The sequence below is a fragment of the Xanthomonas sp. NCPPB 2864 genome (assembly GCF_056675615.1).
The window spans coordinates 443,221-466,399 of record NZ_JBWWVS010000003.1 but is presented as its reverse complement, the minus strand read 5'-3'; the positions used below and the strand labels follow the sequence as shown (position 1 = coordinate 466,399).

21 protein-coding genes and 1 other RNA gene are annotated in these 23,179 nt (G+C 66.1%); 6 read left to right on the top strand and 16 right to left on the bottom strand.

The window, feature by feature from the left end; all coding sequences use genetic code 11:
• Positions 1-10: 10 nt before the first annotated feature.
• The 3 genes from dnaK to hrcA all read right to left on the bottom strand — a co-directional run bounded on the left by dnaK (position 11) and on the right by hrcA (position 3,749).
• On the bottom strand, positions 11-1,936 hold the full coding sequence (gene dnaK, locus AC1KVE_RS10350) for a molecular chaperone DnaK (RefSeq protein ID WP_016901561.1): 1,926 nt from the start codon (positions 1,934-1,936) through the stop codon (positions 11-13).
• Between the two features lie 142 nt (positions 1,937-2,078).
• Positions 2,079-2,597, bottom strand: coding sequence for a nucleotide exchange factor GrpE (gene grpE / locus AC1KVE_RS10345; RefSeq protein WP_010366360.1), 519 nt, complete (start codon positions 2,595-2,597; stop codon positions 2,079-2,081).
• 99 nt (positions 2,598-2,696) lie between these two features.
• Complete coding sequence (hrcA, locus tag AC1KVE_RS10340; protein WP_024939315.1) at positions 2,697-3,749, bottom strand: heat-inducible transcriptional repressor HrcA; 1,053 nt, start codon at positions 3,747-3,749, stop codon at positions 2,697-2,699.
• Positions 3,750-3,865: 116 nt separating this feature from the next.
• Here hrcA and recN point away from each other — a divergent pair, with 116 nt between their 5' ends.
• On the top strand, positions 3,866-5,530 hold the full coding sequence (recN, locus tag AC1KVE_RS10335) for a DNA repair protein RecN (protein ID WP_039528123.1): 1,665 nt from the start codon (positions 3,866-3,868) through the stop codon (positions 5,528-5,530).
• Between the two features lie 112 nt (positions 5,531-5,642).
• On the opposite strand, the gene fur is transcribed toward recN, so the two are convergent.
• On the bottom strand, positions 5,643-6,053 hold the full coding sequence (fur, locus tag AC1KVE_RS10330; RefSeq protein WP_016901564.1) for a ferric iron uptake transcriptional regulator: 411 nt from the start codon (positions 6,051-6,053) through the stop codon (positions 5,643-5,645).
• Positions 6,054-6,157: 104 nt separating this feature from the next.
• Here fur and AC1KVE_RS10325 point away from each other — a divergent pair, with 104 nt between their 5' ends.
• Positions 6,158-6,553, top strand: a complete 396-nt coding sequence (locus AC1KVE_RS10325) for an outer membrane protein assembly factor BamE (protein WP_039528130.1) — start codon at positions 6,158-6,160, stop codon at positions 6,551-6,553.
• A 276-nt stretch (positions 6,554-6,829) separates the two neighbouring features.
• Here AC1KVE_RS10325 and AC1KVE_RS10320 read toward each other — a convergent pair whose 3' ends face one another.
• Positions 6,830-7,105 carry an RnfH family protein gene (locus AC1KVE_RS10320; protein ID WP_481092724.1) on the bottom strand — a complete coding sequence of 92 codons (276 nt, stop codon included), beginning with the start codon at positions 7,103-7,105 and terminating at the stop codon, positions 6,830-6,832.
• A gap of 2 nt (positions 7,106-7,107) precedes the next feature.
• A complete protein-coding gene (locus AC1KVE_RS10315; protein ID WP_481092723.1) occupies positions 7,108-7,539 on the bottom strand; it encodes a type II toxin-antitoxin system RatA family toxin in 432 nt (143 codons plus the stop codon).
• 60 nt (positions 7,540-7,599) lie between these two features.
• Between AC1KVE_RS10315 and smpB the strand changes: the two genes are divergently transcribed.
• Positions 7,600-8,103, top strand: coding sequence for an SsrA-binding protein SmpB (smpB, locus tag AC1KVE_RS10310; protein ID WP_006449452.1), 504 nt, complete (start codon positions 7,600-7,602; stop codon positions 8,101-8,103).
• A 142-nt stretch (positions 8,104-8,245) separates the two neighbouring features.
• On the opposite strand, the gene AC1KVE_RS10305 is transcribed toward smpB, so the two are convergent.
• Complete coding sequence (locus AC1KVE_RS10305; protein WP_481092722.1) at positions 8,246-10,702, bottom strand: S8 family peptidase; 2,457 nt, start codon at positions 10,700-10,702, stop codon at positions 8,246-8,248.
• 133 nt (positions 10,703-10,835) lie between these two features.
• On the opposite strand from AC1KVE_RS10305, the gene ssrA reads away from it, so the two are divergent.
• Positions 10,836-11,232: a transfer-messenger RNA gene (ssrA, locus tag AC1KVE_RS10300) on the top strand.
• 187 nt (positions 11,233-11,419) lie between these two features.
• On the opposite strand, the gene AC1KVE_RS10295 is transcribed toward ssrA, so the two are convergent.
• Both AC1KVE_RS10295 and AC1KVE_RS10290 read right to left on the bottom strand, forming a co-directional pair.
• The gene (locus AC1KVE_RS10295) at positions 11,420-11,590 is read right to left on the bottom strand and encodes a hypothetical protein (RefSeq protein ID WP_166771132.1); all 171 of its coding nucleotides are present in this window, start codon (positions 11,588-11,590) and stop codon (positions 11,420-11,422) included.
• Positions 11,591-11,697: 107 nt separating this feature from the next.
• Positions 11,698-11,946, bottom strand: a complete 249-nt coding sequence (locus tag AC1KVE_RS10290) for a hypothetical protein (protein ID WP_065032450.1) — start codon at positions 11,944-11,946, stop codon at positions 11,698-11,700.
• Positions 11,947-12,101: 155 nt separating this feature from the next.
• On the opposite strand from AC1KVE_RS10290, the gene AC1KVE_RS10285 reads away from it, so the two are divergent.
• A complete protein-coding gene (locus tag AC1KVE_RS10285) occupies positions 12,102-13,799 on the top strand; it encodes a sensor domain-containing diguanylate cyclase (RefSeq protein WP_184610911.1) in 1,698 nt (565 codons plus the stop codon).
• A 97-nt stretch (positions 13,800-13,896) separates the two neighbouring features.
• On the opposite strand, the gene AC1KVE_RS10280 is transcribed toward AC1KVE_RS10285, so the two are convergent.
• On the bottom strand, positions 13,897-14,202 hold the full coding sequence (locus tag AC1KVE_RS10280; RefSeq protein ID WP_167708712.1) for a hypothetical protein: 306 nt from the start codon (positions 14,200-14,202) through the stop codon (positions 13,897-13,899).
• Between the two features lie 94 nt (positions 14,203-14,296).
• On the opposite strand from AC1KVE_RS10280, the gene AC1KVE_RS10275 reads away from it, so the two are divergent.
• Positions 14,297-15,271, top strand: a complete 975-nt coding sequence (locus AC1KVE_RS10275; protein WP_065032447.1) for a GGDEF domain-containing protein — start codon at positions 14,297-14,299, stop codon at positions 15,269-15,271.
• A 136-nt stretch (positions 15,272-15,407) separates the two neighbouring features.
• Here AC1KVE_RS10275 and AC1KVE_RS10270 read toward each other — a convergent pair whose 3' ends face one another.
• The 6 genes from AC1KVE_RS10270 to AC1KVE_RS10245 all read right to left on the bottom strand — a co-directional run bounded on the left by AC1KVE_RS10270 (position 15,408) and on the right by AC1KVE_RS10245 (position 23,061).
• A complete protein-coding gene (locus tag AC1KVE_RS10270) occupies positions 15,408-16,832 on the bottom strand; it encodes an efflux transporter outer membrane subunit (RefSeq protein ID WP_481092670.1) in 1,425 nt (474 codons plus the stop codon).
• Positions 16,826-17,557: an SDR family oxidoreductase gene (locus AC1KVE_RS10265; RefSeq protein ID WP_016904913.1), complete on the bottom strand. Its 732-nt coding sequence runs from the start codon at positions 17,555-17,557 to the stop codon at positions 16,826-16,828. Before AC1KVE_RS10265 ends, AC1KVE_RS10270 begins: the two co-directional genes overlap by 7 nt.
• A gap of 43 nt (positions 17,558-17,600) precedes the next feature.
• Positions 17,601-20,771 (bottom strand): efflux RND transporter permease subunit, encoded by a 3,171-nt coding sequence (locus AC1KVE_RS10260; protein ID WP_184455510.1) that lies wholly within the window; start codon positions 20,769-20,771, stop codon positions 17,601-17,603.
• A 105-nt stretch (positions 20,772-20,876) separates the two neighbouring features.
• Positions 20,877-22,067 (bottom strand): efflux RND transporter periplasmic adaptor subunit, encoded by a 1,191-nt coding sequence (locus AC1KVE_RS10255; protein ID WP_184455508.1) that lies wholly within the window; start codon positions 22,065-22,067, stop codon positions 20,877-20,879.
• A complete protein-coding gene (locus AC1KVE_RS10250) occupies positions 22,064-22,837 on the bottom strand; it encodes an SDR family NAD(P)-dependent oxidoreductase (RefSeq protein ID WP_046342206.1) in 774 nt (257 codons plus the stop codon). Before AC1KVE_RS10250 ends, AC1KVE_RS10255 begins: the two co-directional genes overlap by 4 nt.
• Complete coding sequence (locus tag AC1KVE_RS10245; RefSeq protein ID WP_080960786.1) at positions 22,834-23,061, bottom strand: hypothetical protein; 228 nt, start codon at positions 23,059-23,061, stop codon at positions 22,834-22,836. The genes AC1KVE_RS10250 and AC1KVE_RS10245 overlap by 4 nt, the downstream gene beginning before the upstream one ends.
• Between the last annotated feature and the right edge of the window lie 118 nt (positions 23,062-23,179).

Here is a 23,179-nt window from a genome sequence, read left to right as displayed (position 1 = left end):
AAATCACGGCTTACTTCTTGTCGTCCTTGACCTCGGTGAACTCGGCGTCCACCACGTCGTCGGCGGCCTTGGAGGCCTGCGCGTTGCCGCTGGCCGCATCGGCGTTGCCGCCCTGCTCTGCCGCTGCGGCGGCGGCGTACAGCGACTGGCCGGCTTCTTCCAGGGTCTTGCTGCGGGCCTCGATCTGCGCCTTGTCATCGCTCTTCATGGCGGTTTCCAGATCCGACAGCGCCGCTTCCACCTTGCCGATCACATCGCCACCGACCTTGCTGCCATGCTCGGTGATCGCGGTACGGGTGGCGTGGATCAGGCCATCGGCCTGGTTACGGGCCTGCACCAGTTCCTGGAACTTCTTGTCTTCCTCGCGGTTGGCTTCCGCGTCGGCGACCATGCGCTGGATCTCTTCGTCCGACAGACCCGAACCGGCCTTGATCTCGACCTTCTGTTCCTTGTTGGTCTTCTTGTCCTTGGCCGACACGTGCAGGATGCCGTTGGCGTCGATGTCGAAGGACACTTCCACCTGCGGCATGCCGCGCGGCGCCGGCTCGATGCCGGACAGGTCGAACTTGGCCAGCGACTTGTTGAAGCGGGCCTGCTCGCGCTCACCCTGCAGCACGTGCACGGTCACGGCTGACTGGTTGTCCTCGGCGGTGGAGAAGGTCTGCGAGGCCTTGGTCGGGATGGTGGTGTTCTTTTCGATGATCTTGGTGAACACGCCGCCCATGGTTTCGATACCCAGCGACAGCGGGGTCACGTCCAGCAGCAGCACGTCCTTGACGTCGCCGGCCAGCACGCCGCCCTGGATCGCAGCGCCCACGGCCACGGCTTCATCCGGGTTGACGTCCTTGCGCGGTTCCTTGCCGAAGAAATCGGCAACCGCCTGCTGCACCTTCGGCATGCGGGTCTGACCGCCGACCAGGATCACTTCGTTGATGTCGCTGGCGCGCAGGCCGGCATCGTTCAACGCGGTGCGGCACGGCTCGATCGACTTCTTGACCAGGTCTTCCACCAGCGCTTCGAGCTTGGCACGGGTCAGCTTGATGTTGAGGTGCTTCGGGCCCGAGGCATCGGCGGTGACGTACGGCAGGTTCACTTCGGTCTGCTGGCTGGTCGACAGCTCGATCTTGGCGCGCTCTGCGGCGTCCTTCAGGCGCTGCAGTGCCAACGGATCCTTGCGCAGATCGATGCCCTGATCCTTGTTGAATTCGTCGACCAGGTACTCGATGACACGGTTGTCGAAGTCTTCGCCGCCCAGGAAGGTGTCGCCGTTGGTGGCCAGCACTTCGAACTGCTTCTCGCCATCGACTTCAGCAATTTCGATGATCGACACGTCGAAGGTGCCGCCGCCCAGGTCGTACACGGCGATCTTGCGGTCGCCGCCGTTCTTGTCCAGGCCATAGGCCAGGGCGGCCGCGGTCGGCTCGTTGATGATGCGCTTGACGTCCAGACCGGCGATGCGGCCGGCGTCCTTGGTGGCCTGACGCTGGCTGTCGTTGAAGTAGGCCGGCACCGTGATCACCGCCTCGGTGACCTTCTCGCCCAGGAAGTCCTCGGCGGTCTTCTTCATCTTTTCCAGCACGCGCGCAGAGATTTCCTGCGGCGCCATGCGCTTGCCATCGCTGGTCTGCACCCAGGCATCGCCGTTGTCGTGGGCAAGGATGCCGTACGGCACGTGAGAGATGTCCTTCTGCACTTCGGCGTCGGTGAACTTGCGGCCGATCAGGCGCTTCACCGCGTAGAAGGTGTTCTTCGGGTTGGTCACCGCCTGGCGCTTGGCCGAGGCGCCGACCAGCACTTCGCCGTCCTTGGTGTAGGCGACGATCGAAGGCGTGGTGCGGTCGCCCTCGGAATTTTCGATGACGCGGGCCTTGCCGCCGTCCATGATCGACACGCACGAGTTCGTGGTGCCGAGGTCAATACCAATGATCTTGCCCATGGATACGCTCCTGATGATTCTGTAGCTGTGTCCGGCGACGCCGGGTCTGGCTGAGATGTGGGGGTGGTGCGCAGGTGTTCAAGCCACCTGCACGAATCTGCGTTTCGCGCATGCGCCCGGCAGTTCAGCCGGGCGCTGCGGTTCAGTCGTGCTTGGCCACGACCACCAGGGCCGGGCGCAGCAGACGCTCGTTGAGCAGATAGCCTTTCTGGAACACCTGCACCACGTGGCCCGGGGCGATGCCCTCGGCCTCGCCCTGGCTGATCGCCTGGTGCTGGTCCGGGTTGAACGGCTGGCCGACCGGGTCGAGCAGGGTCAGGCCGTTGTCGGCCGCGACCTTGAGCAACTGCTTGTAGGTCATGTCCAGGCCATCGCGCAGCGGGCTGGGCTCGGTACCGGCCGCAGTCAGGCCGGCATCCAGGCTATCGAACACCGGCAGCAGCTCGCCCAGCAGCTTCTCGTTGGCGAACTTGCGCGCGTTCTCGACATCGCGGGCGATGCGCTTGCGCTGGTTTTCCAGATCGGCCCGCTCGCGCAGGGCATCGGCCTTGACCAGCGCAATCTCGCTGCGCAGCGACTCGATCTCGGCCTTGAGCGGATCGGTCTCGGGTGGGTTCTGGGACAGGTCTTCGGAGTCGAATTCGGGGTGGTCTTGGTTCATGTGCAGTTCCCGGGCAAGCGGAACGCCCGCCCCAACGTCACCCCGTATGTGGGCGCGCGCGCGCGTTTCAAGCAAAACGATCGTATCGATCGCTGCCGCTTATCGCGTGCCGGGCGGTTCCATGGCCGCGCCCAGCACCTGGGCGGCAGTCTGCACCAGCGGAATCACCCGGTCGTAGGCCATGCGTTTGGGCCCGATCACGCCCAGCACGCCCAGCACCTGGCCATTGGCGGCATACGGCGCGGTGACCAGCGAGACATCGTCCAGCGACAGCATGCCGGTCTCTTCGCCGATGAAGATGCGCACGCCCGGCGCCTGGATGGTGCGTTCGAGCAGCTGCAGGATCTCGCGCTTGCTGGCGAAGGCCTCGAACAGCTCGCGCAACCGGTCCAGGTCCGACAGGTCCTGCACGCCCATCAGGCGGGTCTGCCCGGCCATCACCATGTCGTCGGCGTCGGCCGGCACCAGCGCCTCGCTGGCCAGATCCACGCTGTGCGCCAGCAGCTGCTCCATCTCGTTCTTGGCCATGCGCAGCTCGCGCAGCAGCGAAGCGCGGATGTCCGACAGCGCGCGCCCGGCAAATTGCGCATTGAGGTAATTGGCCACCCGCTCCAGCTCGGCCGGCTCGTAGGCCCGGCGCGGCTCGATCACCCGGTTCTGCACCTCGTTGTCGGCAAACACCAGGATCGCCAGCACCCGGCGCGCGTCCAGCGCCACGAAGTCGATATGCCGGAACGCGAACTGCTCGCGCCGCGGTGCGCTGACCACGCCGACGAAATGGCTCATCGCCGACAGCATCTGCGAGGCGCTGCCCAGCAGCGACTGGGTGCCGTTGCCGCTGGCAAGCTCCGCGCGCAGGCGGCGCACTTCTTCCTCGCCGGGCGGCTGCATCTGCACCAGGCTGTCGACGAACACCCGGTAACCGTGCGCGGTGGGCACCCGCCCGGCCGAGGTATGCGGAGAGCTGAGCAGCCCCACATCCTCCAGGTCGGCCAGGATGTTGCGGATGGTGGCCGGGCTGACGTCCAGCCCCGCATGCTGGGCCAGCGTCTTGGAGCCCACCGGCTCGCCATCGCGGATGTAGCGGGCAATCAGCGTCCGCAGCAATTGGCGTGCGCGGGGATCGAGCGTTGGGGACTGTGACGCGCGCATGGGATCATCCGGTGAGACTGGGCATAGATAATGTCTGGCCCTGCGGTTGGCAAGCGTCTTATTCCCTGCCCGCCGCTCCCACCCTAAGCTTCCCCAAAGCGTTCACACTCGATCCCATGCTCAGACACCTCTCCATCAAGGATTTCGCCGTCGTCCGCGCCACCGAACTGGAATTCGGGCCAGGCATGACCGTGGTTTCCGGCGAAACCGGCGCCGGCAAGTCGCTGATGGTGGACGCGCTGGGCTTCCTGTCCGGGCTGCGCGCCGACAGCGGCGTGGTCCGCCACGGTGCCGACCGCGCCGAACTGTCGGCCGAATTCCAGCTGCCGGCCCAGCACCCGGGCCTGACCTGGCTGTCGGACAACGAACTCGACGACGACGCGCAATGCCAGCTGCGCCGGATCATCCGTGCCGATGGCGGCTCGCGTGCCTGGATCAACGGCCGCCCGGTGACCTCTTCGCAACTGGCGGAGCTGGCCTCGCGGCTGGTGGAGATTCACGGCCAGCACGAACACCAGGCCTTGATGGCCCGCCACAGCCAGCTCGCCCTGCTCGACGCCTACGCCCGCAACGGCGCGCAGCGCGAGCAGGTGCGCCAGGCCAGCCAGCGCTGGCAGGCCCTGCTGGACGAACGCGATGCGCTGTCCGCGCAGGGCGATGTCTCCGACCGCATCGGCTTTCTGGAACACCAGCTAGGCGAACTGGAACGCGAGGACCTGGATCCGGCCGCGATCGCCGCGCTGGACGTCAATCATCGCCGCCAGGCGCACGCCACCGCATTGATCGGCGCCTGCGACAGCGTGGCCCTGCAGCTCAACGGCGACGACGGCGCCTCCGCACTGGGCCTGCTGCAGGACAGCCGCCATGACCTGGCGCGCGTGGCCGAGCACGAGCCACGCCTGGGCGAGGTCGATGCACTGCTGGACAGCGCGGTCATCCAGATCGAGGAGGCGCTGGCCCTGCTCGACCGCGTGCGCGACGACCTGGAGGCCGACCCGGCCCAGTTCGAGGCGATGGAGCGCCGGCTCGGCCGCCTGCACGATCTGGCCCGCAAGCACCGCGTCACCCCGGACGAACTGGCCGCCCAGCGCGACCGCATGAGCCTGGAAGTGGAGAGCCTGCGCGGCGCCGACGAGCGCCTGCAGCAGTTGGACAAGCATATCGAGGCGGCGATCGGCGTCTGGCGCAGCGCGGCCAGCAGCCTCAGCGCCAGCCGCACCACCGCTGCCGAGGCCTTGTCGGCCGCCACCACCACGCTGATCGGCGAGCTGGGCATGGGCGGCGGGCAGTTCCTGATCCAGCTGCAGCCGCAGGACACCCTGCGCCCTGACCCCAACGGCGCCGAGCGGGTGGAATTCCTGGTCGCCGCCAACGCCGGGCAGCCGCCGCGCGCGTTGCGCAAGGTCGCCTCCGGCGGCGAGCTGTCACGGATTTCGCTGGCGATCGAGGTCGCCGCGCTCGGGCTGGACAGCGTGCCGACCATGGTCTTCGACGAAGTGGATTCCGGCATCGGCGGCGCGGTGGCCGACATCGTGGGGCAAAAACTGCGCGCCCTGGGCGAAGAGCGCCAGGTGCTGTGCGTGACCCACTTGCCGCAGGTGGCCGCCAAGGGCCACGCGCACTATCGGGTCAGCAAGGCGCCGGTGGACGGCATGACCCAGAGCGCGGTCGAACTGCTCGGCCCGCAGGCGCGCCAGGAAGAACTGGCGCGCATGCTGGGCGGGGTGGAAGTCAGCAAGGAGGCCCGCGCGGCGGCACGCAAGCTGCTGCAGAGCGCCTGAGCCGCCGGGCGCTGTCTCGGCCGCCATCGGGGTTGCCCAGGCAGCCGATGGCGGCAAACGCACAAGGCGGCCGAAGCCGCCTTGTCGTTACCGCACTACCACCGGCTTGCCGTCAGCGCGGACGCTTCTTGCGCACGTACAGCACCAGCGAGTGCTCTTCCAGCTCATAGCCATGCTGGGCGGCGATCTGCCGCTGCAAGGCCTCGATCTCTTCGCTCTCGAACTCGATCACGTGACCTGTATCCACGTCGACCATATGGTCGTGATGGCCGCCACGATCCAGCTCATAGACCGCCTGACCGCCTTCGAAATTGTGCTTCAGCACCAGACCGGCGGCCTCGAACTGGGTCAGCACCCGATACACCGTGGCCAGACCGATTTCGTCGCCATGGTCGAGCAGCTGCCGGTAGATGTCTTCTGCGCTGAGGTGGTGCTGGTTGCTCTTCTGCTCGAGCAACTCCAGGATCCGCATCCGCGGGTGGGTCACCTTGAGCCCGACTTTGCGCAGGTCGTGGGTTTCCATATGTTCTCCGTTCATTGGCGATTTAGCGCCAGCTGCCATCAAACGGGTCGCGGCGACCGGCGGGAGTGTATCATCGGCGTGATTTCCTCAGCACTTAATCCCCGATGCGTAATCTCCTGCTGGTCGCCGCCGTTGCTCTTTCCACCGCTGGCTGCGGCATCATCTACAAGCAGCCGATCTACCAGGGCAATCTGATCAAACAGAATGCCGTGGAGCAACTGCAGGTAGGCCAGAGCAAGCAGCAGGTCAGCGCGTTGCTGGGTACCCCCTCGATCCCCGATCCATTCCATTCGCAGCGCTGGGACTACACCTCCACCCAGCGCGTGGACCGTCTGGCGCGCACCGAGATCAAGAACTTCACCGTGTTCTTCGAGAACGAGCAGGTCGTTCGCTGGGAAGGCGATTATTTCCCGTCGCAGGACGAGCAGCTGGCCAAGTCGGCACCCAAGCAGTTCGGTCGCAATCTGGCCCGCGACAAGAAAAAGCAGCGCGGCCGTTGATGCGCTCGGTCGCGCACTGCGCGATCGCCTGAGTGTCGCCGCACCAGAAAACGCATCCGTTTGAACGGATGCGTTTTTTATTTGCCTGGTCGCAGAGACGTGTTCGGTCAGGAACTGCAGCGCTGATCTGGATATCGACATCCGCGGTTTTCTGTCAGCCGTCTTGCGGCGACATGCGCCTGTTCAAGCTACCGGCTGCGCTCGCTTATCCAGATCGCTCAACAGAAGAGCTCGCTGTTGCGCACAGCGCACATGCATCGCAGTGCCGGCCAACAGCTATCCGTTGGGACCGGCCTTTTTGCTCGGTCCGGCACGGCGACGCCGCGCCTCCTTCGGATCCAGCAGCAGCGGCCTGAGCAATTCGACCCGGTCGCCGTCATGCAGCACCTGATCCGCGCGTGCGATGAGCCCATGGATCGCCTGCGCGGCAGGCGGTCGATCCGGTGCCAGACCGGAGGCGGCAATCGCCTCGGCCACGGTAGCGCCCTCGGCCAGCTCCAGCGATACCGAACTGCAGCGGTCCGGCCAGGCCAGCACGACGTCGATCCGCATGCTCAGACGTCGCCGCGATCGGCGACCCGCACGAAATCGTTGACCATGCGGTCGGCCAGGCCTTGAAAGCCCAGCGCCAGCGCCGGACCCAACAGCCGCGAGCTGGTTTCCACGTCCAGGGTCAGGCTGACCTTGCAGGCGTTCTCGCCCAGCGACTGAAACTCCCACAGGCCTTCCAGGCGCTTGAACGGCCCGTCGCGCAGATGCATGACGATGCGCTGCGGACGTTCGAGCACGTTTTCGGTGGTGAACCAGGTGCGGAACGACCCCAACCCCAGATCCAGCCGCGCCACGATATGCGCCTGGTCCTGTTCAAGCACCTGCGCAGCATCACACCAGCCGAAACGGCGCGGATAGGCGGCAACATCATTGACCAGATCGAACATGCGGGTGGCGCTGTGTTCGACCAGGGCGCTGCGACGGATGGTAGGCATTCGCTAACTTGTGAAAGACAGAAGATCGTTTGATGACGCCGAATCGGCGACAATGGCGGCATGAGCAAGAAACCAGCCAAGGATAAAGCAAACGGCGCGACGGCCACGAAAACCATCGCGCTGAACAAGCGTGCGCGCCATGAATACCACCTGGAAGAGCGCTACGAAGCCGGCCTGGCCCTGCAGGGCTGGGAGGTCAAGGCGATCCGCGCCGGCCGCGCCAACATCATCGACGGCTACGCCTATGTGCGCTCCGGCGAGATCTTCCTGATCGGCGCGCAGATCACCCCGCTGATCCAGGCCTCCAGCCACACCGTGCCGGTGGAACGCCGCGATCGCAAGCTGCTGCTGCACCGCCGGGAAATCGACAAGGTGCTGAGCAGCGTCGAACGCGACGGCTACACCCTGGTGCCGACAGCGCTGTACTGGAGCAACAACAAGGTCAAGCTGGAAATCGCGCTGGCCAAGGGCAAGCAGAACCACGACAAGCGCGACGCCGCCAAGGACCGTGACTGGCAACGCGACAAGCAGCGCGTGATGCGGCGGCATAACCGGGATGCGTGAGTAGCCGGGATTGGGGATTCGGCGTTGGGGATTGGTAAAGGCAAAGCCATTCGCAGCCGGCGTTTGCATGGCTCTCGGCCCCGGCGAGCAACGCGGCGCGTAGAACCCATGCTCTTGCGAATCCCCAATTCCTAATCCCGAATCACGTCGCTCCAAGCATCCGCATCAAATTCGGCACTCCCCTGCCCTGCACATAGCGATCGCGTTGCAGGTCGGTGCTGGTGTCCAGCATCAGCTGCTTGACCCGATCCGGGAAGCCGATGAACTCGCGGCGGGCGGAGAGGAAGCCGGCCAGCACGCCGGAGACGTGCGGTGCGGCCATGCTGGTGCCGCTCATCTCCACCATCAGGCTGGCCGGATCTTTCGGGTCGAAATCGTAATAGGCCGATAGGATCTTTTCGCCCGGCGCCACGACATCCGGCTTGCCGCGTCCATCGGCGGTCGGCCCGCGCGACGAAAAATACGACACGCCGTAATTGTGCGGGCTGCTCTTGTGCACCGAGCCGACCACGATGGCGTCTTCCAGATTGCCCGGGTCGCTGATCGACAGATCCATGTTGGCCGGATACGCATCGCCATCGTTGCGCATCAACCAGGCCAGACCTTCGTTGCCGGCGGCCACCACCACCAGCACGCCTTGCCGCCATAGCCGCCGCAACTCGTTGCACAGCGGCGTAAAACCGCAGCCGTAGCTCTCCGGATCGAAGTAACCGCCCAGGCTCAGATTGACGCCGTGGATGACCAGCTCGCCGGCGCGCTCGTTGATCGCTGCCACCTGCTGCACCGCCTTGATCATCCACGAATCACGGCCGTTACCGGCATCGTCCAGCACCTTGAACCCGTACAGCTGGGTGTCCGGCGCCATGCCGGCAAACTCCAGCGGTTTGCCCGGGTTGCCCTGCGCGTCGGGAATCACCGCGCGGCTATGGCCGGCGATGATCCCGGCGATATGCGTGCCGTGCCCGTGACGATCCAGCCGAGCGAAGGCATCGCCGTCGGCGCGCGTCAATCGCCTGGCTGCACCCCGCCGCGTGCAATCCCATTGCGCGACCACCGTGTCGCGCTCCCCCTTTACGAAGAAATGCGGGTGACTGGCTGCGATACCGGTGTCCAGCACCGCCCAGCCGATCTGTTGCCCGCGCGCGCGATACGCGGTGCGCGCCGCATCGGCATGCAGGACGTTGCCGGACACGTTGATCAACGCGCGCTTGCCGGCATCGCGCCACACGCGCCGGAATCCCAGCGCGCGGTAGCGGTCCTGCAGCGATTCGATCTCGAACCGCGTCAGCCGCGCCGACACGAACCGCTGCAAGCCATCTTCCAGCTCGATCGCCTCGTCCAGCGCATCGCCGCTCAAGCCGGTGGTCGCTGCAGCCGTCTGGCGCAACTGCGCCAACAGCAGCGCACGCGTGGCGGCCGGGTCGTCGCCCAGCAACCGGCGATCCAGCTCGATCAGCACTTCGTGCCGGTACTCGGCGCCATGTGCTTCCAGCTGCTCGCTGAGATCCTTGATCAGCACCGCATTGGAGACCGGTTGGTCGAAGCCGACGCCCACCGCTTCGCGCACCGCCGCGCGCACCTGCGGAATCGACAGATAGCCCGAACCCGAATGCGCGTTGTGCTGCCAGTCCGGATTCAAGCGCGCGCCCGCGAGGTTTTCGAAGCGCCCCTTGGCATTGGCGATGTCGTCGCCGAGATCCGGATCCAGCGCGATCGGGTCGCGCGTGTCGGCCACGTTGATCCAGCGCCGCACGCACGCGGGAAAGGGCAGCTTGCGCGTGCCGGTCCAGCGCTTGAACATGCTGCGCACCTGCGGCAGGCCCAAGGGCGAGCCCAGGGTCAGGAACAGGCTGACCTCGCACTCGGCCGCCTGGAGCTGACGCAACACGTCAAAGGCGATCATCGATCCCTGGCTGTGCGCCACCACCACAAACGGCCCGCCACCCGAGCGCAACCGCTGCGTCAGGCTCTCGCGCATCAGCGCCGCACGCTCGGGCACGAAGAACAAATCGTGCACGTCCTGCAGCAGCGCGGCGGAGATCAGCCGCAGCAGCACGCGGTTGATCGCATCGATCGGACCTTTGGCCTGCACCTGGCCCGCCGCCGGCATCGCGGGCGCGGCATCCAGTTCGTCCAGCAAGCGGTGCAGATCGACACGCTCTTGCTCGCTCTGCGCCAAGGCATCGGCGAGCAGATGCAGATCCTGCTCGCCTGGCACCAGCCCAAGCGTGCTCAAGGCGCGCTGCACGCTCTGATTGAGCGCCGGGCCGACATCGCGTGCGTCGCAGTTACCGGGTTCGGCAACCGGATAGCGCTCGCGATTGACCCAGTACGCCAGGCGCGTGCGCTCGCCCATCGGCCGCCCGAACAAGGCCTTGTCCCACTGACAGCGCAACACCTCGGCCGGCGGCTTGTTGCCGATGCCATGGATGTAGATCACGGTGCGCGCCTTGCCCTGCACGCGCGTCAGTACGGTGTCCTGCGCTTGCTGCTGCGCAGCCTTGGCTGCGCGTCGAGGCCTGGGGGCGTCGACGCCCGATGCGCGTTTGCGGGGCGTGCTGCTTGCCTGCCGCGGACCTGGGGGCTTGCCTGTCGCCATCGCTTCGCTCCTTGATTACCAGACTTTTCCGTCCGATAGGACTGAAGCCACTGTAAGCGCTGCACGTCTCACCACTTGTGACAGGGCGCTCCGATCCCTACACTGACCAGGTCAGCGTTTTGATGCTTTCCCCGGGGGTGCACTGGTTTCGACGGGGGTCGCGAAGTCGCTTGGCGCATGCCGAGGGGGCAGCTTTCCTCGTTAATCCAGCAGCAAACTTTTAGTTGCCAACGATGACAACTACGGTTCGGACTTCGCTATCGCCGCTTAATTGGCTTTAGTTGTAGTTCTACAGCCGCCTAAGGCGAACCCCCGAACCTACTTGTGCCCGTGCTCGTAGGTGTAGGGTCATTATCACGGAACCATCGGTAGTGGCTGCCTGTCAGCTACCGGTTAGATAAAGCAGGCTAGTTTCCAGGTGCGCTTTGCCAACCGTGCTGCCTGGGAATGAGATCCAACGGAGGGCTAAGCATGTAGTGCTGGGGATGGAGTGCTTCCGGACGGCGGTTCGATTCCGCCCACCTCCACCAAATAACGGTCCTAAGACGACCGACTAAGGCCGGGACTCCTCGATGCAGAGGGCTTCCGGCCTTTTTCATGGGCGATACCCTGCCGTGGTGACGCATGATCGGCAGCGACATCGCGCTGACAGAATGTCGCATCGCGTCTCGCCCGACAGCCCCTGCATCGCAGACGTCGGCGGGCTTACCTGCTGAGTCAATTAGTGACGTGGGCGGTCTGTTCGGTGCATTCGGTGGATGCGGTTGCGACGACGCTGTCCGCGTCATGCGCCGGCACTGCATCGCCACGCAGTTGATCGAATAGCGCGAGCAGTTCGGTGGCTTCCTGCTGCAGCAGGGCCAGGGCACTTTTGTTGGGCTCTTGCATGTCGCTTCCGTCCAAGACGCTCCCCAGCGTTGCTCAGGGCTGGAAGCAAACCGTATGCCAGCTGGTGCGGTGCCGGCGTGGTCGATGCGACCGGGCACGCATGCCGCTCACGCGGACTCGAGCTGCCGCTGCGCTTCGGCATGCATCGCTTCCAGCGTCACCATGCCGGCAACCCGGGCGGCGGCCATGGCGCTGCGGTGGTCGGGAAACGTGGCCGACAGGGCGCTGCCCGCCAGGTCGCCGGCGCTGCCGGCCCCAATCTGGGCGATCTGCCAGTCGGCGACCCAGCCGCGGCTGGGGCCATCGCCCCGGGCAGCGCGACAGGTCAATCGATAGCTACCAAGGAAAATGACCACTCTGTTGCCCGGCTCGGTGACGAGCATGAAGGATACCGTCGTGCCGGCGCCGGAGCGACCTCAAGCCCGTCCCGCAGCTGACTGACAAGCGAAGTGGAGCATGGGCACGCGACTTGCATCAGCCTCAACCAGACAATCGATGTCAGGGGAACACGGTGTTAACCAGGAACGCAAAACGTCACGCCGCCGGCGCCTTGTTGCTTGGCGGGGTGATCTTCGTCCTGATCGGGGTGGGCGGTTATTTCACCACGCAGCGCTCGCTGGCCGATGCCGGCTGGGTGACGCATACGCAGGAAGTGATCGCCAGCATCGACGAGATCCAGGCCGGGATGCTGTCGGCAGAGTCGTCGGTGCGTGGCTATGTCCTGACCGACAATGAAGCGTTTCTCGGGGTGTACGCCGATGCGATCGGGCGGCTTCCAGAGCGCATCGTGCGGCTGGATGCCCTGGTGCAGGACAACCCGGTGCAGCGGCGCAACGTCGTGGCGCTCGGACGCCTGGTGGACATGCGCCTGGTCCAGATCAATGACCTGTTGCACAGCTATCGCAAGCAGGGCCTGGATGGCGCGCGCGCCTCGATCGCACGCGGCGTGTTCCAGACCTCGTCGTCGCTGCGCCGCCAGGTGCAGACCATGACGGAACTGGAGCGCCAGCAACTGGTGAAGCGTACCGACACCAATGCGCGCAGCGCGCAGTGGGTGCTGTGGGTGACGGTGGTCGGGATTTTCAGCGGCTTGCTGGTGATGTTGCTGGCCTACCGGTTGCTGTCGCGCGAACTGGAACGACGCGTGCTCGCCGAAGACGCGGCCAGCACGACCAGCGAACGCCTGATCGAATCGTTCGCCACGCTCGAACGCACGTCGGCCGGGCTGGAGGCGCTGGCACGTTACTCGGGCCTGCTGCAGAACTGCCGCAATGCCGAGGAAGCGCTGGAAATCACCGCCCGCACGATCGCTCCGCTGATCCCGGGCGCGGCCGGCGCGGTCTATTTGCTGCGCGCCTCGCGCGATCGTGCCGAACAGGTGGTGGCCTGGGGCACGATGGCCGACGACGACAGCGCCAGCATCGCGCCGGACACGTGCTGGGCCTTGCGCCGCGACCGCACGCATGTGGTGGAAGACGCCAGCCAGGGCATGCTCTGCCAACACGTCGGCGCCAATCTTCCGGCGCATGCGAGCACCGCCTGCATCCCGCTATCGGCTCAGGGCACGCAACTGGGGATGCTGGCGCTACGCAGCGAGGATCCGCGCGATCTGGCCTCGTTGACCGTGGCCGAGGCCGCAGCCGAACAACTGTCGCTGGCGCTGCACAACCTGCGCCTGCGCGAGACGCTGCGCCAGCAATCCATTCGCGATCCGTTGACCGGTCTGTACAACCGCCGTTATCTCGAAGAAGCGCTCAATCACGAACTGGCGCGCTGCACGCGGCGGGCCCTCCCCTTGTCGGTGCTGATGCTGGACGTGGACCACTTCAAGCAGTTCAACGATCTGCACGGCCACAGCGGCGGCGACCGCGTGCTGGCGGCGATCGGCGAATTCCTGCTGGCGCAGACGCGCGGCGAAGACATCTGCTGCCGCTATGGCGGCGAGGAGTTGACGATCATCCTGCCGGAAGTGGATCTGGCGACCGCCTGCAGGATGGCCGAGAAGCTGCGTGCCGGCATCGAAACGCTGCAGGTGATGGCCGATGGCGTGTCGTTGCCGAAGGTCAGCGCCTCCTTCGGTGCGGCCAGCTTTCCCCAACATGCGGGCAATATGGCGCAGTTGCTGCGTCGCGCGGACGAGGCGCTGTACCGCGCCAAGCAGGCCGGACGCAATCAGGTAGTGAGTGCGGGCACCGCAGCCGCAGGCTGAGACATGCCGTTATCAGATTGGACCTGCGTCTGCGGGCATACCGACGCGCCACGCGCGCCCGCAATGCAGGCATTGCACTGACCGCGCACAGCGGGCATCAAGCGCAACTGCGCCCATGCGCATCGGTTGGAATCAGGCCGGCACCCGCCAGCATGTTGTCGACGCGGGTCCGCACATAGGCCGCGTCCTCGGCCGCGGCACTGCTGAGCACGGCCTGGGCACGCGCCTGAAAATCGAGATAGTCGAAATCCGCGTCTTCATCGGCCGATAGCTGCGGCAGTTCGTCCTGCAGCGCGTCCAGGCGCATGTCGAGTTCTTCGCGTGTGGGCATGGCAGACTCCGACGGCAAAGACGCTACGGTTGCGGCACGGCCGTCAAGGATGTGCGAAGCCCGACCCGGCAACGCTTCATTTTCCGACCCGCTGCCGCGGCGCGTGCACGCTCAACTTTCGCAAGGCTCCGCCGATAATGATGCCGACTCCTATAGAACCTTCCCTGTGATCCTCCACCTGCGGCGGGATTTCCGTCTCGGCATCGTCAAGATGCTGGGGCCGATCACCGCGCTGTTGCTTTGCCTCTATGCGGTGTACCTGGCCATTACCGGTCAGGCGCTGGCCTGCCTGATCACCGCATCGCTCGGTGTGCTTGCGATATGGCGTGGCTGGAAGATGCGCGATGCAGAGCGCACCGGCGCTGGCGGCGTGTGGCTGGCCTCGATCAATGTGGGCGGCTGTCTGGTGGCCTGCTGGACCGGCGGCGATGGCGCCCTGCCCTGGCTGTTTCCAGTGCTGGCCACCAATTACTTCCTGTGCGGCCCGCAACGCGCCGTGCTGCTGAGCCTGCCGCTGCTGGCGGCGCTGCTGCTGTTGCCGGGCCTGATCGTCAGCCCCGGCCAGGGCGTGTCGACGGTCGTGGTGACGCTGGTGACGCTGGCGGTGGGGTACGCGTTTTCGCTGCGCATGCAGGACGACCGCGTGCATCTGGAAGAGCTGGCCTCGCTGGATGCGCTGACCGGCCTGCCCAACCGACGCATGCTCGAGCGTGCGCTCACCCATCAGATCGACCGACGCCAGCCGAATGAACGGCTCAACAGCCTGATCATTCTGGATCTGGACCATTTCAAGGAGGTCAATGATCTCTACGGGCACGCCGCAGGCGACGCTGCGTTGTCGGATCTGGCCACCATCCTGCGCTTCGAAGTGCGCGAGCCACACCAGGTGTTCCGCTTCGGCGGCGAAGAATTCGTGGTGCTGTTGCGTGCCGGCTCCCTGCAGGAACTGGAAGCGGCCACCGAGCGCCTGCGCAAGGTGATCCGCAACGGGCTGCGTGGCCCCGGCGGGCGGATCACGGTGTCGCTGGGCGCGGCCCGCCATGACGGCGAAACGCATTGGCAGGACTGGTTTTCGCGTGCCGATGCAGCGCTGTATCTGGCCAAGAACGGCGGCCGCGACAGCGTGCGGGTGGCCGACTGAGCGCAGCCCTTGTGTGATCAGCCGGTCGGCAGGCATGCCGACGGTCGCCCGGAATCCAGCCGCCGTATCGGCCGACGAGGCGTTGGCGCAGCCGGGTGCCTGCAGGGCAACCTGACGGTCGCCCTGCAGGCCTGCCTCACCGATTGAGCACGGCCACCGGTGCCGCAGGTGCTTCGCCCTGCTTCCAGCCGCCCAGCGCCTTGTACACACCGACCACGCCGACATTCACCGCGGCCTCGGCCTGCGCCAACGCATCGTCGGCGGCCAGCTGGGTGCGTTGCGCGTCCAGCAGGGTCAGGAAGTCTTCCGAGCCCTCGCGGTAGCGGATCTGCGCCAGTTGTTCGGCACGCCGCGCCGCATTGGCCTGCTCCACCACGATCGCCAGGCGCGCCTGCTGGCGGCCGTAGCCGATCAAGGCGTTCTCGGTGTCTTCCAGCGCCAGCAACACGGTCTGCTGGTATTGCGCCAAGGCACCGTCGGCCTGCGCCTTGCTGGCACGCAGGCGTGCACGCACGGTGCCGAAGTCGAATGCCGCCCAGCTGATCGACGGGGTGATCGACCAGGCCTTGCCGCTGCCCTCGGTCAGCCTGGCCGCGTCGCCGGACAGGAAGCCGACAAAGCCGCTGACGCTGATGCGCGGGAACAGATCCGCGGTGGCCACGCCGACCTGCGCGGTGGCCGCTGCCAGGCGACGTTCGGCGCTGCGCACGTCCGGGCGCTGACGCAACAAGCCGGCGGTATCGCCCAGCGGTAATGCACGTGCGAACGCGGGCGTGGTGCGCGCTACCAGGGTGGCGTCCAGGGCATTGGGCGGCTGGCCGAGCAGCACCGCCATGCGATGGCGGTACTGCGCCTCGGCGGTTTCCAGCAACGGAATGTCCGCCTCGATCGCCTTCAGGCGCGCCAGGCTGCTCTGCACATCCAGTTCGCTGCCGGCGCCCAGGTCCCAACGCGTCTGCGTCAGCCGCTGGGTGTCGTGCAGGTTGGTCAGCGTGCGCTTGGACACCTCCAGCTGCTTTTGCGTGCCGCGCAACTCGAAGTAGTTGCGCGCCACTTCGGCAGCGACGGTGACCTGCACGTCGAGCAGGCCGGCCTGCTCGGCTTCCAGATCCGCACGCGCCGCTTCCGAGGCGCGCCGCTGACGGCCGAACAGATCCAGCTCCCAGGCCGCATCCAGGCCCAGGGTGGTCTGCTCGGTGAGGAAGCGCTGGTTGCCGGCAACCACCTGCTGTTGTTCGCGTCGATCGAAGCTACCCTGCGCGGTGATGTGCGGGGCCTGGTCGAGGCGACGCTCGACGAACACCGCGCGTGCCTGCTTGACGCGCGACACGGCGATGCGCAGATCGTGGTTGGCGAACAAGGCATCGCGCACCAGTTGTTCCAGCACCGGGTCGTCGAACTGCGACCACCAGTTACCGACCGGCGATTCGCCGCTGAAGGCCGCATCCTGCGCGCCCTGCAAGGTCACCGCGGCCGGCGGGTCGGGCCGGTAATCCGGCCCCACCGCGCAGCCGCTGAGCACCAGCGCGGCCAGTGCCACGCTCAGAAAGGTTCTTACCATGGCAACACTTCTCCCAGATGCGTAAAGCTGCCGGTGGCGCCGTGCGCGTCGAGCAATGCCATCTGCACGCTGCTGTGCGCGCCCTGCTCCACCTCGATCTCGCCGCCGCCACCGTTCATGTCGGTTTTGACGTAGCCCGGATGCACGGTGTTGACCTTGATGGCGGTGTCGCGCAGCTCATGGGCCAGGTGCACCGTCCAGCTGTTGACCGCGCTCTTGGAGGCGTCGTAGGCGGGAATCTTGAAGTCGTAGATCGGCGAACCGGGCTGGGTATGCAGGGTTAGCGAGCCGAGCATGCTGGACACATTGACGATGCGCCCAGCCAGCGAGCGACGCAGCAGCGGCAGGAACGCCTTGGTGACGCTGACGACCGCGAACAGGTTGGTGTCGAAGGTGCGCTTCCACACCTCCAGGCTCTGCTGCGACGGCGTGCGCTGCATGTCCTCGATCATGATGCCGGCGTTGTTGATCAGGATGTCCAGGTGGCCATGGCGCTGCTCCACCGTGCCGACTGCCGCGGCGATGCTGATGTCGTCGTTGACGTCGAGCTGGATGGCTTCCACCGGCAGGCCTTCGGCCTGCAGCTTGAGTGCGGCGGCGACGGCATCGTCGCGCTTGCGCCCGGCCAGCAGCGTATGCACGCCGGCCTGGGCCAGTTGCCGAACGGTTTCCAGGCCGATGCCGCGGGTGGCGCCGGTGACCAATGCGATCTTGTGGTTGCTCATTTCAATGTCCTTGTACTGCGAATGGGGATTGGGGACGACGCACTCACGCCTTGACGTGATCGTGCGCAACGGTGGCCGGTGCAGCGGGTTCGCGACGGGTGACCCACTTGCGCAGTGCCACGTAGAACACCGGGGTCAGGAACAGGCCGAACAAGGTCACACCGAGCATGCCGGCGAACACGGTGATGCCGGTGACCGAGCGCACTTCGGCGCCGGCGCCATGCCCGAACACCAGCGGCACGGTGCCGGCGATGAAGGCGATGGAGGTCATCACGATCGGACGCAGACGCAGGCGGCAGGCTTCGAGCGCGGCCTCAACGATGCCCTTGCCGTGCATTTCGAGTTCGCGGGCGAACTCCACGATCAGGATCGCGTTCTTGCACGCGAGGCCCATCAGCACCACCAACCCCACCTGCACGAACACGTTGTTGTCGCCGCCGGTGAGCCACACACCAAACAAGGCCGACAGCAAGGTCATCGGCACGATCAGGATCACCGCCAGCGGCAGCGTCCAGCTCTCGTACAACGCGGCCAGCACCAGGAATGCCAGCAACACCGCCATCGGGAACACGATCAACGCCGAGTTGCCCTGGGTGGACTGCTGATAGCTCAGATCGGTCCACTCGATGTTCATGCCGTTGGGCAACACCTTCGGCGCCATGCCGGCCAGCGTCTGCATCGCCTGGGCGGAGGAGAGCACGCGCGGGTCCGCTTCACCGATCAGGTCGGCCGCCGGGTAGCCGTTGTAGCGGATCACCGGATCCGGGCCGTAGGTCTGGCCCAGCGTGACCATGCTGCCGATCGGCACCATCTGCCCGCGATCGTTGCGGGTGCGCAGGTTGGCGATGTCTTCGACGCTGTCGCGGAACTGTCCGTCGGCCTGGGCGATCACCTGATAGGTGCGACCGAAGCGATTGAAGTCGTTGATGTAGGACGAACCCAGATAGGTCTGCAAGGTGTCGAACAGGTTGGTCAGCGGCACGCCCTGCGCCTTGGCCTTGTCGCGATCGACCTTGGCATCGAGCTGCGGCACATTGGCCTGATACGTGCCGATCGGGAACTGCATGCCCGGCGTCTGCGAGATCGCACCGGACATCGCATTGACCGCACTCTGCAACTGGCCATAGCCCAGACCGGCGCGGTCCTGGATGTACAGCGAGTAGCCCGAGCCCTGCCCCAGGCCCAGGATCGGCGGCGGCATGAACGCAAACGCAAAACCCTGCTGGATCTGGCTGATGCGGGCGTTGATCTCCGCATTGATCTGCGCCGCAGTGCGGCTGCGCTGGCTGAACGGCTTGAGCGTCAGGAACACCGTGCCGGTATTGGGCGTGTTGGTGAACTGCAGCGGGTTTAGGCCCGGGAACGCAATCGCGTGGTCCACGCCTTCGGTCTGCAGCGCGATCTGGGTGATCTGACGGATCACTTCGTTGGTGCGTTCCAGCGAGGCGCCTTCCGGCAACTTGGTACCGGCAATCAGGTACAGCTTGTCCTGGGTCGGAATGAAGCCGCCCGGCACCACCTTGAACATGAAACCGGTGACCACCAGCAGCAGCACATACACCGCGAACACCGCGCCACGCTTGCCCAGGGTGCGCGAGACCGCGCCCTGGTACTTGTGCGAACTGCTGTTGAAGAAGCGATTGAACGGACGGAACAACCAGCCGAACAAGCGATCGATCAACCGCGACGGGCCATCCTTCGGTGCGTCATGCGGCTTGAGCAGCATGGCGGCCAGTGCCGGCGACAGGGTCAGCGAATTGATCGCCGAAATCACCGTGGAAATGGCGATGGTCACCGCGAACTGCTTGTAGAACTGGCCGGTCACGCCCGACAGGAACGCCATCGGCACGAACACCGCGCACAGTACCAGCGCGATGGCGATGATCGGCCCGGACACCTCGCGCATCGCCTGATGCGCAGCAGCCAATGGGGCCAGCCCTTCTTCGATGTTGCGCTCGACGTTTTCCACCACCACGATCGCATCGTCGACCACGATGCCGATCGCCAGCACCAGGCCGAACAGGCTCAGCGTGTTGATCGAAAAACCCAGCAGGTAGAGCGCGGCGAACGTACCGACCACCGACACCGGCACTGCCAGCAACGGAATGATCGAGGCGCGCCAGGTCTGCAGGAACAGGATCACCACCAGCACCACCAGCAGCACCGCTTCCAGCAGCGTGTGCACCACCGCGCTGATCGAGTCGCGCACGAACACGGTCGGGTCGTACGCAGCCGACCACGCCATGTCCTGCGGGAACTGCTTTTCCAGCTCCGCCATCTTGGCGCGCACCGCATCGGACAATTCGATCGCGTTGGCACCCGGCGACTGGAACACGCCCATGCCCACCGCGTTCTTGTTGTCCAGCTGCGAGCGCAGGGTGTAGTTGCCCGCACCCAGTTCCAGACGCGCCACATCCGACAGGCGCACGATCTCGCCGCTGTTGCCGCTGCGGATCACGATGTTGCCGAACTCTTCTTCGGTGGTCAGGCGGCCCTGCGCATTGATCGACAGCAGGAAGTCGCTCTTGTTGGGCATCGGCTCGGCACCGAGCTGGCCGGCAGAAACCTGCACGTTCTGCTCGCGGATGGCCGCCACAACGTCGCTGGCGGTCAGCCCGCGCGCGGCGACCTTGTCCGGATCCAGCCAGATGCGCATGGCGTAATCGCCGGCACCGAAGATCTGGATCTGGCCCACGCCCGGCAGGCGCGACAGTTCGTCCTTGACCTTCAAGGTGGCGTAGTTGCTCAGGTACAGCGAGTCGTACTTGCCCTTGGGCGAGGTCAGATGCACGACCATGGTCAGCGTCGGCGACTGCTTCTGCGTGGTCACGCCCTGGCGCCGTACGTCCTCGGGCAGACGCGCCTGCGCCTGACTGACGCGGTTCTGCACCTGCACCTGCGCCTGGTCCGGATCGGTGCCCGGCTTGAAGGTCACGGTGACCACCAGCACGCCATCGGAGCCGGCGACCGACTTCATGTACATCATGTCTTCCACGCCGTTGATGGCTTCCTCAAGCGGCGTGGCGACGGTCTCGGCGATGACCTTGGGGTTGGCGCCCGGATACACCGCACGCACCTGCACGCTCGGCGGTACCACTTCCGGGTACTCGCTGATGGGCAGCAGCGGCATGGCGATCAGGCCGGCAGCGAAGATGATGATCGACAGCACCGCGGCAAAGATCGGCCGGTCGATGAAAAAACGGGAAAAGTCCATTGGGGTGGTCCTGAAAGAGGTTGCCGCCGGGTGGCGGCGCGGCACAGCGGCCCCGGACCGGCCTTGTTTCAAGGCCGGTGGTCACGGGTGCGATGCAGCGATGAATCAGTTCGAGGCGGTGCGCTTGTCCGGTGCGGTGGCCATGGCCACGGTCTTGGCATCGACCGGCATGCCGGGCATGAAGATCTTCTGCACGCCATCGACCACCACGCGGTCGCCGGCGACCAGTCCCTTGCGCACGATGCGCAGGCCGTCGGCACTGCGGCCCAGCTCGATGTCGCGCCGTTGCGCCTTGCCGTCCTTGTCGACCACGTACACGTACTTGCGGTCCTGATCGGTCAGCACGGCCTTTTCGTCGACCAGCATGGCCTTGAACTGGCCGCTGCCCAGCAACTGCACGTGTGCATACAGGCCCGGCGTGAACTGGCGCTGCGCGTTGTCCAGCACCGCGCGCACGCGGATGGTGCCGGTGCTGCGGGTCACCTGGTTATCCAGGAAATCCACACGCCCGGTGTGCGGGAAGCCCTGTTCGCCGACCAGGCCGATGCGCACCGGCAACTCGCCGCCGCGCGCATCCGGACGCTCGCCGTTGCGCGCCATCTGCGAATAACGCAGGAAGGTGCCTTCGTCGGCATCGAAGTACACGAACACCTTGTCCAGCGACACCAGCGTGGTCAGCACGCTGGCGCTGTCGCTGGCGGTGACCAGATTGCCGGCGGTGACCATCGCACGCCCGGCGCGGCCATCGATCGGCGCACGCACGCGGGTCCAGTCCAGGTTGAGCTTGGCGGTATCCAGCGCGGCCTGTGCGGCCAGCAGATCGGCGTCGGCCTGATCGGCGGCAGCGCGGCGCTGCTCCCAAGTCTCGGTCGAAATGGCCTGCTGGTCGGACAATTTGCGGGCGCGTGCCGCTTCGCTGCGGGCCAGCGTGGACTGCGTGCGTGCACGCACCAGCGCCGCGTTGGCGCGCGCGAATTCGGCACGGTAGCTGCGGTCGTCGATGCTGAAGAGCACATCGCCCTTCTTCACTTCGGCGCCTTCGACGTAGTTGACCTTGTCGATGTAGCCGGACACGCGCGGGCGCAGCTCGACGCTTTCCACCGGCTCGATGCGGCCGCTGAATTCGTCCCACTGGCTGATCTCCTTCAGCAACACCGGGGCGACGCTGACGCTGGGCGGCGGCGGCGCGCCGGTCTCGGCAGCCTTGCTGCCGCAACCGGCCAGCACAACCGCGAGTACGGCGCCCGTCAACACAGTACGCAAGGGAAAACGGAACGGGGTGGCGTTCGGGGTCATGGGGAAATCTCTCGGGTGGGGATGGGAAAATGCAGACCGGCGAGCCGGTCGGCCGATGGAGCGGCGTGCAGGCGACGGCTGACGGTCACGATGGCTTGCCCGGGCTGGCCAGGCCCGGCGATCAGCGAGACCGCCGCGCGGCCGACATCCACGGCGCGGATCCATTCCGGACACGCATCCTTGGCACGGCCCGGCGTACACACCGGCTGCTCGACCGACAGCAGGTGCACGCGGACGCCGAGCGGCTTGGCTTCCTCGTGCAGGACCTGGGCGAGCATGCGGGTGGCGGCAGCGGCGATCGAGGTATCGCCGTGCGCGGCCCAGGCGCGCAGCGCGCAGGGGCTACCCAGCAGCAGATAGCGGCCGCCGCCCTCGGCCTCGGCCAGCAGCGGCAGCAGATGCCGCGCGGCCGCCAGGTGCGGCAGCACGTCGCGCTCGATGCGGCGACGCAGCGCAGTGACCGGGCGGTCCAGCAGGCGGCCGGCCTTGAGCGGGCTGCCCACGCTGGCGATCACCGCCGCCAGCGGACGCGGGCGCTGGGCCAGCTCGCCGGCCAGCGCCTGCGCCGAAGCGTCGTCGGCGACCGAGCCCTGCAAGGTTTCCAGCAGCGGTGTATTGCCATGCTGCGCGCGCAGCGCGTCGAGCTTGGCGGCGTCGCGTCCAATCACCAGCACCGGCATCCGGGCATCGAGCAAGGCGGCGACGATACCGGCGCCGACATTGCCCGCGCCGCCAATGACGGCCGTCTCGGATTGGACCATCCCGGTCATGGGACTTTCACTCCCGACATCGGGACAATTCCGCGCTGCGCCAGACGCGCCGACAGTCCAGTCCGCTGTGTCGGCGCGCCGCCGGCCTGACGCCGGGGCGATGCCGAGAAAGTGCGCGAAACGCCGGCACGCGGGCCTCTCGCTGTGGAAACCACTGGATCGAAGGCACCTTCGATGGCGCTACGCGATGTCGACGACAAGCCGAAAACATTGCACAACCACATGGCCGTGCTCCTGCATGGAGGGGATGCCGCATAAGTTAGGCCCCAAACCAGCACTTGATTAGTCCGGATTTAGGGGAATAATCGTCCCGTAAGCGGTCTAATCCCTCCTGACCCCCGG

Coding starts and splice junctions, on each gene's coding strand:
- AC1KVE_RS10305 (WP_481092722.1), bottom strand. CDS start 10,702: ATGGCGACAGGCAAGCCCCCAGGTCCGCGGCAGGCAAGCAGCACGCCC.
- hrcA (WP_024939315.1), bottom strand. CDS start 3,749: ATGCGCGCGTCACAGTCCCCAACGCTCGATCCCCGCGCACGCCAATTG.
- AC1KVE_RS10260 (WP_184455510.1), bottom strand. CDS start 20,771: ATGGACTTTTCCCGTTTTTTCATCGACCGGCCGATCTTTGCCGCGGTG.
- dnaK (WP_016901561.1), bottom strand. CDS start 1,936: ATGGGCAAGATCATTGGTATTGACCTCGGCACCACGAACTCGTGCGTG.
- fur (WP_016901564.1), bottom strand. CDS start 6,053: ATGGAAACCCACGACCTGCGCAAAGTCGGGCTCAAGGTGACCCACCCG.
- AC1KVE_RS10265 (WP_016904913.1), bottom strand. CDS start 17,557: ATGAGCAACCACAAGATCGCATTGGTCACCGGCGCCACCCGCGGCATC.
- grpE (WP_010366360.1), bottom strand. CDS start 2,597: ATGAACCAAGACCACCCCGAATTCGACTCCGAAGACCTGTCCCAGAAC.
- AC1KVE_RS10250 (WP_046342206.1), bottom strand. CDS start 22,837: ATGACCGGGATGGTCCAATCCGAGACGGCCGTCATTGGCGGCGCGGGC.
- AC1KVE_RS10315 (WP_481092723.1), bottom strand. CDS start 7,539: ATGCCTACCATCCGTCGCAGCGCCCTGGTCGAACACAGCGCCACCCGC.
- AC1KVE_RS10245 (WP_080960786.1), bottom strand. CDS start 23,061: ATGTGGTTGTGCAATGTTTTCGGCTTGTCGTCGACATCGCGTAGCGCC.
- AC1KVE_RS10325 (WP_039528130.1), top strand. CDS start 6,158: ATGCGTAATCTCCTGCTGGTCGCCGCCGTTGCTCTTTCCACCGCTGGC.
- recN (WP_039528123.1), top strand. CDS start 3,866: ATGCTCAGACACCTCTCCATCAAGGATTTCGCCGTCGTCCGCGCCACC.
- AC1KVE_RS10270 (WP_481092670.1), bottom strand. CDS start 16,832: ATGGTAAGAACCTTTCTGAGCGTGGCACTGGCCGCGCTGGTGCTCAGC.
- AC1KVE_RS10295 (WP_166771132.1), bottom strand. CDS start 11,590: ATGCAAGAGCCCAACAAAAGTGCCCTGGCCCTGCTGCAGCAGGAAGCC.
- AC1KVE_RS10320 (WP_481092724.1), bottom strand. CDS start 7,105: ATGCGGATCGACGTCGTGCTGGCCTGGCCGGACCGCTGCAGTTCGGTA.
- AC1KVE_RS10255 (WP_184455508.1), bottom strand. CDS start 22,067: ATGACCCCGAACGCCACCCCGTTCCGTTTTCCCTTGCGTACTGTGTTG.
- smpB (WP_006449452.1), top strand. CDS start 7,600: ATGAGCAAGAAACCAGCCAAGGATAAAGCAAACGGCGCGACGGCCACG.